This window comes from Haloactinopolyspora sp. (genome assembly GCF_027324685.1).
Classification (GTDB): domain Bacteria; phylum Actinomycetota; class Actinomycetes; order Jiangellales; family Jiangellaceae; genus Haloactinopolyspora.
In genome coordinates this window covers 1-10,071 of record NZ_DAHVSH010000103.1, presented here as the reverse complement: position 1 = coordinate 10,071, position 10,071 = coordinate 1, and the positions used below count along the sequence as shown (strand labels likewise).

Here is a 10,071-nt window from a genome sequence, read left to right as displayed (position 1 = left end):
ATCAACGCCTGACCAGCCAATTCAGGGTTAACTCAGGGTCAAGCTCAGGGATAGGCTGTGGCTACCCCTACCTCCGGCCAGGGGGATCCCTGGATTGTCGGGCCGGTTCACTACGCTGGCGTCGTGACCGGACAGCGAGCGTTGTTCGTCGCCTTCGAAGGCGGCGACGGGGTGGGAAAGACGACTCAGCTTCATCGTCTCGCCGAGCATCTGCGCGCCCAGGGCCGCGACGTCGTCGTCACGCGGGAGCCCGGCGACTCTCGCATCGGTGAGCAGGTTCGCTCCATCGTCCTCGACGGCGGCGACCTCGACGTCCGGGCCGAAGCGTTGTTGTTCGCCGCTGACCGTGCCGACCACGTCGCTTCGGTCATCCGTCCGGCCTTGCAACGAGGGGCCGTCGTCCTCGTCGATCGCTACGTCGACTCGTCCGTGGCTTACCAAGGGGTCGGACGCGGTCTCGGGGCGGCCGAGGTCGCCGCCATCTCGGAGTTCGCGACCACCGGGCTGCGCCCGCATCTGACCGTCGTTCTCGATCTCGACGAGTCCGTCCGGCGTCGGCGGGTCGAGCAGCAGGGCTACGTCGACCGTATCGAACGCGAGCCCGATCACCTGCACGAACGGGTGCGGCAGGCGTTTCTCGACTTCGCGGCCAAGGCGCCGCAGCGCTACCTCGTCGTCGACGCGGCGCGCCCGGTCGACGAGATCGCCGCCGAAATCGCCGCCGCTGTGGACACGATCGATGCGAAGGTGCGCACATGACCGTATGGGACGCCGTCGTCGGGCAGACCGTCGTGCCCGGTTTGCAACGCACCGTGGCCGACGCCGCCGCGTACCTCGACGGCGGCCGCTTGGGCTCCATGACCCACGCCTGGTTGTTCACCGGGCCGCCGGGGTCCGGGCGATCGGTCGTCGCCCGGGCGTTCGCCGCGGCGCTGCAGTGTCCCCAGGGTGGGTGCGGGACGTGCTCGTCCTGCGTCGAAGTACGCGCGGGCACCCACCCGGACGTCGCCAACCTGGTCACCGAGGGCCTGAACATCCGCATCGGGCAGGTGCGCGACCTCGTCCCCCGTGCGGCGCTGCGCCCGGCCCGCGGCCGCTGGCAGATCGTGGTCGTCGAAGATGCCGATCGCCTCGGCGAGGACGCTGCCGATGCGTTGTTGCTCTCGGTCGAGGAACCGCCGGAGCGGACGGTGTGGATGCTCTGCGCGCCGACCGCCGAAGACATCGTGCCGACCATCCGGTCCCGATGCCGCGTCACTCAGCTGCGCACGCCGCCCTACGCCGACGTCGCTCGGTATCTCGCCGAATCCGAAGGCGTCGACGTCGCGACCGCCGAGTTCGCTGCCCGGGCCTCGCAGGGTCACGTCGGGCGTGCCCGCGCGCTGGCCACCGACGACGACGTCCGCCAACGCCGCGCCGAAGTCCTGCGGCTGCCGTTCAACCTCGCCGACTTGCGCCAGTGCCTCGACGCCGCCGCAACCCTCGTCGACACCGCGAAGGCCGACGCCGAACGGCACTGCGACGCACTGGACGAACGCGAGGTCGAGGAGTTGCGCAAGGCGCTGGGCGCGGGCTCCACCGGGCGCAAGCCGCGTTCGATGGAGGGTGCGGTCAAGGAACTCGAGCGCGAGCAGAAGCTGCGGCGCACCCGCGTGCAGCGTGACTCCATCGACCGGGCGCTGGTCGACGTGCTCGCGCTGTATCGCGACGTGCTGATGCTCCAGCTCGGCGTGCGAACCGAACTGGTCAACGAGGACATCCGCCCGTCGGTCGACCGGCTGGCCCGGTCCGGACGAGCCGAGGCCACGTTGCGCCGGATGGAAGCGGTCATGGCCGCCCGCGAGGCGCTGCAGGCCAACGCCGCCCCGCTGCTCACGCTCGAGGCGATGGCGCTCACCCTGCGCGAGGGCTGACGGCGGCATGACCGCCTCCGGGCCGTGGCGCCTCGTGGAGTCGCTGACGCGTTGGGCCGAGGCCACGCCGTGGTGCGACTGGTTGGAGCTTGGGGGGTCACTCGGGCGGGGCGCGGGCGATGCCGACTCCGACGTGGACGCAGGCGTGGGTGTCGAACTCGCGGACGCCTCGTACCTCGAGCGTCGTGATGCCGCGCTGGCGGCGGCGCGGACGTTCGCGCCCGTCGCCGACGAGCTCGTGCAGCATCTCGGCTCCGACGAGCGCCCAGCCGACCATCTGGTGATGCAGTACACCGACGGACGCCAGCTCAGCCTGGTCGTCATGGCCGCGCAGAACCGTCCCGGGCTGCCGCCGGGGTCACGTGCCTTGCTCGACCGCACCGGCCGCCTGGCCGAGCCGTACGTCCCCGATGTGGCCACGGCCAAACCCGAGCGGCAGCGCGAGTGGGCGTTCCTGGCGTGGTGGGCACTGACCGACGTCGCCAAGCACGCCAAGCGGGGTTCGGTGTGGCGGGCCGTCGAGTCGTTGCATGAGGCCCGCACCCATGCCTGGCGGCTGCATGCCGCTCGGGCCGACCTCGACTACCCGGCGTTCGGCGTGATCAGTGTCGAGAACGCTGCAGCTGCGGTGCCGACCGAGATGGGCGCCACGTTGCCCGCGGCCGACCCGTCGTCGATCATCGCTGCAGCGGTCCGCCTCAGCCGTGTCCTCGACCGACTGACCGAAAGCGCGGGGGTCGCAGGCGTCCGCGCGGAGGCGCTGCGACGGCTGCGGAAGTCCAACTAGCCGCGACCTGATGCGGATCACGGTCAGGGCGGATCACCGTCACGTGCAACACCTGCGTAGGGTGGGGCAGGTGGGCATGGTGATGGCAGTGGCCTTCACCCGGTACGGGCGGCTTTACTACCTCGATCCGGGTGAGCACAGTCCACGTGTCGGTGACAAGGTGCTCGTTCCCACCGACGACGGGCCCGAGGTCGCCGAGTGCGTGTGGGCGCCGCAGTGGGTCAGCGAAGACGTCGGCGGCATGCCGGTGTGCGCTGGCCTGGCCACCGAAGAAGACCTCGATCGCGACGAGCGCAACCGCCGGCGACGCGCCGAGATCCGCGTCACCGCGCGCAAGCTGATCCGGCATCACGAACTGCCGATGAAGATCGTCGGTGTCGATTACGTCGACACCCGCGAAGACGTCGATCAGCTCGTGACCATCTACTTCACCGCACCGCACCGCGTCGACTTCCGCGAACTCGTCCGCGACCTCGCGCGCACCCTGCGTGCCCGCATCGACCTGCGCCAGCTGGGCGCCCGCGACGAGGCACGGGTGCAAGGCGGCATCGGACCGTGCGGCCGCGACACCTGCTGCTCCACGTTCCTCACCGACTTCGAGCCGGTCAGCGTGCGGATGGCGAAAGACCAGGACCTTCCGCTCAACCCGTTGAAGATCTCCGGCGCGTGCGGGCGGCTGATGTGCTGCTTGAAGTACGAGCACCCGCTGTACCAGGACTTCAAGCGCAGTGTTCCGACGCAAGGCTGCGACGTCGAGACCGAGGACGGGGTCGCCGGGACGGTGGTCGGCTACAACGTACCGGCCGAGACGGTCTACATCCGCGATCGCGAGACCGGACGCCGCGTGGCGTGTCCCAAGGCCAGTGTCTGCGGCTCCAGGCAAGCTTACGAAGGCGCGGTCGCCGAGGGCATGCGCCGTACACCGGACGTCGTCGACCCCGACGAGCAGGAGGACACATGGTGAACCGCCGGGCTGCGGTCGGGCTCGTCCTGCTCGCCGCCGTCATGGCGGCCGGGTGCCAGCCCGAGCCCAGCGGCGGTGAGGGGAACCAGCGGATCGATCCGCCGACCGACTCCACTCCGGCGCCCGATGCCACCGAAGGGGTCGATTCCGAGCTCGCGGAGTACTACACCCAGACCCTGAAGTGGGACACCTGCGGCGAAGGCTTCCAGTGCGCCTCGGCGACGGTGCCGCTGGACTACGACGATCCTGGCGGCGACACCCTTGAACTGTCGATCCTGCGGGCACCGGCCACCGGCGACGACACCCTCGGGTCCCTGCTGGTCAACCCGGGCGGGCCGGGTGCTTCCGGCGTGGAGTATGCCCAGCTCGCCGGGTCGGTGGTCACCGAGCAGGTGCGCGAACGGTACGACATCGTCGGCTTCGATCCGCGCGGTGTCGGCGAGTCTTCGCCCATCGACTGCCTGGACGACGCCGAGCTCGACGAGTTCCTCTCCGCCGACGGCACACCGGATGACGACGACGAGGTCGCCGAGTTGCAGGAACTCGTCGACGACTTCGTCGCGGGCTGCCAGTCGCGCTCCGGCGACCTGCTCCCGCACATCGGCACCCACGACGTCGCGCGCGATGTCGACGTCCTGCGCGCGGCGCTCGGGGACGAGAAGCTGAACTTCATGGGCAAGTCGTACGGAACGTTCATCGGCGCCGTCTACGCCGACATGTTCCCCGACCGCGTGGGCCGCCTGGTCCTGGACGGCGCCATCGATCCCACGCTGACCGGCGACGAGCTCGCGTTGGGGCAGGCACGTGGTTTCGAGCGAGCCCTGTCGGCGTTCCTGTCGTGGTGTGTCGCACAGGACTCCTGCGCGCCCGGCGACACCGAGGCCGAGGCACGCGCGGCGATACTCGGCCTGCTCGAGCAGGCCGATGCCGAGCCGTTGCCCACGTCCGACCAGAACCGCGAGCTCACCGAGTCGTTGGCGTTCTACGGCCTGATCCTGCCGCTGTACCTGACCTCCGCTGAGGGGTACGCACCACTGAATCAGGCTCTCGCGCAGGCGCTGGACGAAGGCGACGGCACCATGTTGCTGCAGTTCGCCGACATCTATCTCGAGCGCAACTCCAGCGGCGAGTACAACGGCAACCAGAACGAGGTCATCGGCGCGGTCAACTGCCTCGACCATCCCGAGAGCGGAACGGTCGAGGACGCCGAGGCGAGCCTGCCGAAGTTCGAGAAGATCTCACCCATCTTCGGCCCGTTCCTGGCCTGGGGCGGGGTCGGCTGCGGTGAACTGGCCGGCGGCGACGACAACGCTACGGACGCCCCGGTGAGCCCGATGGAACCGACCACGGCCGAAGGCGCCGCCCCGATCCTGGTCATCGGCACCACCAACGATCCCGCCACGCCGTACGAATGGGCGGAGTCGCTGGCCGGACAGCTCTCGTCGGGTGTGCTGCTGACCTACGAAGCAGCCGTGCATACGGCGTATCTGGCCGGCAGCACGTGCATCGACGAGGCCGTCGACGCGTACCTGCTGGAGGGCACGGTGCCCAAGCCGGGCACGCGCTGCTCGTCATGATTTCCCGGCGTCCGTGCGGATAATGGGGGTCATGCGGACGCGAGGAACGGCGATCGGGCTCATGCTCACCGCGGTCCTGCTGGGTGCCTGCAGTGGATCCGACAGCGGCGGTGAAGGCGGTGACGACGCCACGGCAGAAGTGATGGGGCCGAAGTCTCCCGGCACGTCACTGCGCATCGAAGGGGTGGCCGACGAGGTTCCATTCGACGCACCGTTGCACCTCTCGGTCCCGCAAGGACAGATCGACTCCGTCGAGGTGGCGCCTGAGGGCGGCGAGCCGGTCTCCGGGGAGCTGGTCGACGACGGCGCCGCATGGAAGGCCGACGACCAGCTCGAACCCGGCGCGCAATACGCCGTCACGGTCGTGGCGTCGGACCGCTTCGGCCATGAGCACACGCTGAACGAGAACTTCGCCGTCCAGGCCATTCCCGACAGTCAGCGCCTGACCCTGAGCATGCAGCCTGCCGACGGTTCCGTGGTGGGCGTGGGCGCGCCGATCACGGTGCGATTCGACCAGGAGGTCACCGACAAGGCCGAAGTCGAGCGCAACATGCACGTCGCCTCGTCACCGCAGGTCCAGGGCAGCTGGCACTGGATCAGCTCCACCGAGGCGCACTTCCGCCCGAAGGAGTACTGGCCCTCCGGCGCCAAGGTTCGGCTCAACCTCGACCTGAACGGCGTGAAAGCCGGTGAGAACCTGTGGGGTGGGCGTAGCTACGACCTCGACTTCAAGATCGGGCCGAAGCGCGTGACTCACGTCGACGCGGCGTCGCACACGATGACGGTGAAGGTCAACGACAAGGTCGAGCACACCTGGGACACCAGCCTCGGCTCGCCCGAGTTCGCCACCCGAAACGGCACCTACATCGTCCTCGAGAAGTTCGACCGCAAGCGGATGACGTCGTGCGGCGCGAACATCACCTGTGACAAGTCCAGCCCCGAGTACTACGACCTCGAGGTCGACAACTCCGTCCGGCTGAGCTGGAGCGGGACGTTCGTGCACTCGGCCGGCTGGTCCGAGGGCTCCCAGGGCTCGGAGAACGTCTCCCACGGCTGCATCAACCTCAGCGAGGCCAACGGCGCCACGTTCTTCCAGACCGCCCGCTACGGCGACATCGTCACCGTGACGAACTCCACACGCGGCCCGGAGGACCTCGTCAAGCGTGGTGATCCCGGCATGGCCGACTGGAACCTCAAGTGGCAGAACTACGTCGCCGGTTCCGCACTCGGCAAACCCATCACCACCACCGCGCTTTAAATGATCATGTTCACTTGGCAATTCCCTGCCACACCACCCGTGCACGCCTCGTGATGCAGCAGAAATCCTCGTGGTGCACCGCTCGCACGGCGCGTCCGCCACGATCCCCCGACCCGGGCCCGGCGCCCGATTCGGTGTCTGGCGCCCCGGCGTCTTATACTCGTCCGGCGTGCCCGTACGGCACTGGCCGCCTTAGCTCAGTCGGCAGAGCGTCTCACTCGTAATGAGAAGGTCGTCGGTTCGATTCCGACAGGCGGCTCCACCCATCACCACACCACCACCTGGGGCGGAGTCGGCCCTCCATAGTTCGGTGTCCCCGACGTGTCCCCGATGGAGCGAAACGTCCGCCGACGGCCCCCGCCCGTCGCCGGGCGTACACTGCCCGTGAACAGTGCCCGACGCAAGGACCGCGCCATCCGATGACCGCCGACGATCCGGCCTGGCTCGTCGCCACCCGTTCGTCGTACGACACGGACGCCGCCGGCTACACCGAGAAGGTCCGTGGCCTGCTCAGCGAGCGGCCATTCCTGCGGGCGAGCGTGGCGTTGTTCGCCGAGTTCGTGCGCGCGGCCGGCGGCGGTCCGGTCGCCGACGTCGGCTGCGGCCCCGGCTACGTCACCGGCCATCTCCACGAACTCGGCGTCGACGCCTTCGGGATCGATCTGTCCCCGGAGATGATCGCGATCGCGCGACGCGACTACCCAGGGTTGCGATTCGAAGTCGGCACGATGACCGATCTCGACCTGCCGGACGACTCGGTCGCCGGCCTGCTCGCCTTCTGGTCGATCATCCACATTCCCGACGACGCCATGCCGGGGGTCTTCGACGAGTTTCGGCGGGTGCTGCGCCCCGGAGGTCCGCTGCTGGTCGGCTTTCATGTCGGCGATGAGACCCAGCGCTCGTCCGAGGGCTACCCGGGCCGCCCGATCGACGTGACGAGTCACCGCCGGAAGCCGAGCCAGGTCGCTGGTTGGCTCCGCGACGCGAGATTCACGATCGAGGCCGAGATGGTCTTCGGTCCGGACGCGCGCGTTCCCGGCGCGATCCTCTTCGCGAAGTAGGCGATCTCACAGCGCCAGCATCGCCGCCGCGACGCCGTCGGCCACCGCATCCGGCAGGGCCGTGCCCATGCCGTCGACGACGAGCAACCGCGCGCCGCGGATTTCGGCGGCGAGCGCTTCCCCATTGCCCACCGGGAAGAACGGGTCCGCCCGGCCGTGCACGACCAACGTCGGCGCAGTGAGTTCGCCGAGGCGCTCGCGCCACCGCGGTGCGCACTCCAGTCGGGCGAACACCATGCCGAGTTGGTTGGCTTCGTGGACCCTGGGATCGTCGGACGGCGTACGGTCCCAGATTCGCATCGCCGTCGTGCGCGACTGTTCGGGGTCATTGCCCAGGAGCGCGGCGCCGTCAGTAGCGAAATCGGCGACGGCGCCACGATCGGTCCAGTCCGGCGTCGGCCGGGAGAAGAGTGCCTGCATCGTCTCCGCGTCATGGTCAGGCAGGTCGTCATCCACCGGACCCGGTGCCACCGGCCGCGTGCCCACCAGCGTCAGCGCCGAGAACACGTCCGGATGGTCCAGCGCAGCGACCTGAGCGACCATCCCGCCGACCCCGATACCGCCGAGGTGCGCGGTCTCGCCTCCTAGCGCGGTCACCAACGCAGCCGCGTCCGCGGCGAGGTCGCGCAGGTCGTAGGCGGGGGCGTGCGGATCACGCGTAGTCGACGCCCCACTGTCGCGCAGGTCGTACCGCACGACCCGACGCCCACCTGCGGCAAGACGTTCACACAGGGAATCGGGCCACGACAGCATCGTGGTCCCACCGGCGAGGAGCACCAAGGGGTCGGCGGCATCGCCGAAGCTCTGCACGCCCAGTTCGACCCCGTTCGCTCGTACCGTGTCCGTCGACATCGGCGTCACGCCGCCCGTCCCCTGGTCGCAGCCGCAAGGGTTCGCCGTCCCGTGACGACCAACAGCAGGTCGACCACGGGCAGGCGGACCTCGGTACCCTCGCCGATCGCGACGTCGGTGTCGGTGGCGACCAGCTTCGAGCCGTCGAGATCGACGCCGAAATATCGCAGGTTGCGCGCTGTCGTGTTTCGCAACACCAACGCCACCCGTTCCGCCGGCGGCGCGGGCAGGCCGAGAGGCTCCGTCATGTCCAGGCCGTGGATCACGTCGTGGCTCAGCGCCCCGGCCTTGCCACCGCCCGGCGGGCGCCAGGGGTGGTCGATGTTGTCACGCAACAGCGCCACCAAGGCGGCGTCGGACGTCGATGCCGTCGTGGCGCGTGCGTCCCGGTCGGCGTAGCGGTCGAAGGAGAAGCGCGCCTTGATCAAGCCAGCCATGAAACCGGCTCTGGAGCCGCGATACGGCATGGTCATGTGGGCGAGCACCTCCCGAACCCGCCAGCCCCGGCACAGCGACGGGTGCTGCCACTGCTCAGGTCCGAGATCTTCCAGCAAGCCGACCAGCCGGGTCCGCTCGGCACGGGTCTGCGCGACGAACTCGTCGTCGGTGGTGGGCATCTTTTCCTCCTGGTCGTATCGATAGCCGTCATCACTGATACGACGCGGGAGGCCCGGACTCATCGCGGTGGCGCAGACTTCTCCAGTTCCTGCGGAAGGCCGAATTCCGAGAAGCGGTCGCCGCTGCCCAGGAAGGTGGCCAGATGCGCCACCCGGCCGTCGGCAACCTCGACCACGAGCAGCGCAAACGGCTCGAGCCGGCCGGACGGGCCGGGTCGGTACTGTCCGAAACCGGGCGAGCCGTTGATGGCGACGGGCACCAGCTTGTCGCCAGCGCAGGCGTCGCCGGCCCCCATCACCTTCGCGATCCGGTCCGCACCGCTGACCCACCACGCGAACGGAGGCATCGACAAGGTCGCGTCTTCACGCAGCAATGCCTGCAGGCGCGGAATGTCGTGATCTTCAAAAGCAGCGACGTACCGCTCCAGCAGATCGCGCTGCCCAGGGTCCTGGGGATCTAGTACGTCGGAAGCGCGCGGCGGGTCCTCGGCCAGTGCAGCCCGGGCCCGCTGCAGCGCACTGTTCACCGCCGCGACCGACGTGCCCAGAACCGTCGCGCTCTCCTGGGCCGAGAAGGCCAACACATCGCGCAACACCAGCGCCGCACGCTCCTTCGGCGAAAGCCGCTGGAGCGCAGCAACGAACGCGAGCCGCACACTCTCCCGAGCGATCACCTGCTCCGCCGGATCGTCGACACCGAACAGACGCGCGTCGGGCATCGGCTCGACGAACCGGTCGCTCGACAACGGCACACCCAGATCCGCGTCTTGCGCCGCCGGCCCCATGTCGACCGCCAGCGCGCGCCGCTTGGCACCACGGAGCATGTCGAGGCAGATGTTGGTCGCGATGTGATGCAACCAGGTCGTCAACCGCGCACGCTGTGGATCGAAGTCGTCCATCCGGCGCGAAGCGCGGATCAACGTCTCCTGAACCGCATCTTCGGAATCCGCTGCCGACCCCAGCAGCCGGTAGCAGTAACCCGTCAACGGCGCACGGTGCGCCTCAAGCTCCTCGTACATTTGCCTTCCGAGTCTAGGGTCGG

The 10,071-nt window shown here is 69.1% G+C and carries 10 protein-coding genes and 1 tRNA gene; 8 read left to right on the top strand and 3 right to left on the bottom strand.

Annotation, left to right across the window (positions count from 1 at the left end; genetic code table 11):
- Positions 1 to 123: 123 nt before the first annotated feature.
- The 8 genes from tmk to M6444_RS11920 all read left to right on the top strand — a co-directional run bounded on the left by tmk (position 124) and on the right by M6444_RS11920 (position 7,560).
- Complete coding sequence (gene tmk / locus M6444_RS11955) at positions 124 to 759, top strand: dTMP kinase (protein WP_298327368.1); 636 nt, start codon at positions 124 to 126, stop codon at positions 757 to 759.
- Positions 756 to 1,913, top strand: coding sequence for a DNA polymerase III subunit delta' (locus M6444_RS11950; RefSeq protein WP_298327365.1), 1,158 nt, complete (start codon positions 756 to 758; stop codon positions 1,911 to 1,913). The genes tmk and M6444_RS11950 overlap by 4 nt, the downstream gene beginning before the upstream one ends.
- Positions 1,914 to 1,920: 7 nt before the next feature.
- Positions 1,921 to 2,700 (top strand): hypothetical protein, encoded by a 780-nt coding sequence (locus tag M6444_RS11945; RefSeq protein ID WP_298327362.1) that lies wholly within the window; start codon positions 1,921 to 1,923, stop codon positions 2,698 to 2,700.
- A gap of 76 nt (positions 2,701 to 2,776) precedes the next feature.
- The gene (ricT, locus tag M6444_RS11940; RefSeq protein WP_298327371.1) at positions 2,777 to 3,664 is read left to right on the top strand and encodes a regulatory iron-sulfur-containing complex subunit RicT; all 888 of its coding nucleotides are present in this window, start codon (positions 2,777 to 2,779) and stop codon (positions 3,662 to 3,664) included.
- The gene (locus M6444_RS11935; RefSeq protein WP_298327359.1) at positions 3,658 to 5,241 is read left to right on the top strand and encodes an alpha/beta hydrolase; all 1,584 of its coding nucleotides are present in this window, start codon (positions 3,658 to 3,660) and stop codon (positions 5,239 to 5,241) included. Before ricT ends, M6444_RS11935 begins: the two co-directional genes overlap by 7 nt.
- Before the next feature lie 31 nt (positions 5,242 to 5,272).
- Positions 5,273 to 6,499 carry an Ig-like domain-containing protein gene (locus M6444_RS11930; RefSeq protein WP_298327356.1) on the top strand — a complete coding sequence of 409 codons (1,227 nt, stop codon included), beginning with the start codon at positions 5,273 to 5,275 and terminating at the stop codon, positions 6,497 to 6,499.
- A 186-nt stretch (positions 6,500 to 6,685) separates the two neighbouring features.
- Positions 6,686 to 6,761 (top strand) — tRNA-Thr (locus tag M6444_RS11925).
- Between the two features lie 157 nt (positions 6,762 to 6,918).
- The gene (locus tag M6444_RS11920; protein ID WP_298327353.1) at positions 6,919 to 7,560 is read left to right on the top strand and encodes a class I SAM-dependent methyltransferase; all 642 of its coding nucleotides are present in this window, start codon (positions 6,919 to 6,921) and stop codon (positions 7,558 to 7,560) included.
- 6 nt (positions 7,561 to 7,566) lie between these two features.
- Here M6444_RS11920 and M6444_RS11915 read toward each other — a convergent pair whose 3' ends face one another.
- From M6444_RS11915 to M6444_RS11905, 3 genes are read right to left on the bottom strand one after another with little or no spacing between them, the layout of a single operon-like run.
- Positions 7,567 to 8,412, bottom strand: a complete 846-nt coding sequence (locus M6444_RS11915; protein WP_298327350.1) for an alpha/beta hydrolase — start codon at positions 8,410 to 8,412, stop codon at positions 7,567 to 7,569.
- Between the two features lie 5 nt (positions 8,413 to 8,417).
- On the bottom strand, positions 8,418 to 9,029 hold the full coding sequence (locus M6444_RS11910; RefSeq protein ID WP_298327347.1) for a maleylpyruvate isomerase family mycothiol-dependent enzyme: 612 nt from the start codon (positions 9,027 to 9,029) through the stop codon (positions 8,418 to 8,420).
- A 59-nt stretch (positions 9,030 to 9,088) separates the two neighbouring features.
- Positions 9,089 to 10,048: an RNA polymerase subunit sigma-70 gene (locus M6444_RS11905; RefSeq protein ID WP_298327344.1), complete on the bottom strand. Its 960-nt coding sequence runs from the start codon at positions 10,046 to 10,048 to the stop codon at positions 9,089 to 9,091.
- Positions 10,049 to 10,071 lie beyond the last annotated feature (23 nt).

Coding starts and splice junctions, on each gene's coding strand:
- M6444_RS11945 (WP_298327362.1), top strand. CDS start 1,921: ATGACCGCCTCCGGGCCGTGGCGCCTCGTGGAGTCGCTGACGCGTTGG.
- ricT (WP_298327371.1), top strand. CDS start 2,777: ATGGTGATGGCAGTGGCCTTCACCCGGTACGGGCGGCTTTACTACCTC.
- M6444_RS11910 (WP_298327347.1), bottom strand. CDS start 9,029: ATGCCCACCACCGACGACGAGTTCGTCGCGCAGACCCGTGCCGAGCGG.
- M6444_RS11950 (WP_298327365.1), top strand. CDS start 756: ATGACCGTATGGGACGCCGTCGTCGGGCAGACCGTCGTGCCCGGTTTG.
- M6444_RS11935 (WP_298327359.1), top strand. CDS start 3,658: ATGGTGAACCGCCGGGCTGCGGTCGGGCTCGTCCTGCTCGCCGCCGTC.
- M6444_RS11920 (WP_298327353.1), top strand. CDS start 6,919: ATGACCGCCGACGATCCGGCCTGGCTCGTCGCCACCCGTTCGTCGTAC.
- M6444_RS11915 (WP_298327350.1), bottom strand. CDS start 8,412: ATGTCGACGGACACGGTACGAGCGAACGGGGTCGAACTGGGCGTGCAG.
- M6444_RS11930 (WP_298327356.1), top strand. CDS start 5,273: ATGCGGACGCGAGGAACGGCGATCGGGCTCATGCTCACCGCGGTCCTG.
- M6444_RS11905 (WP_298327344.1), bottom strand. CDS start 10,048: ATGTACGAGGAGCTTGAGGCGCACCGTGCGCCGTTGACGGGTTACTGC.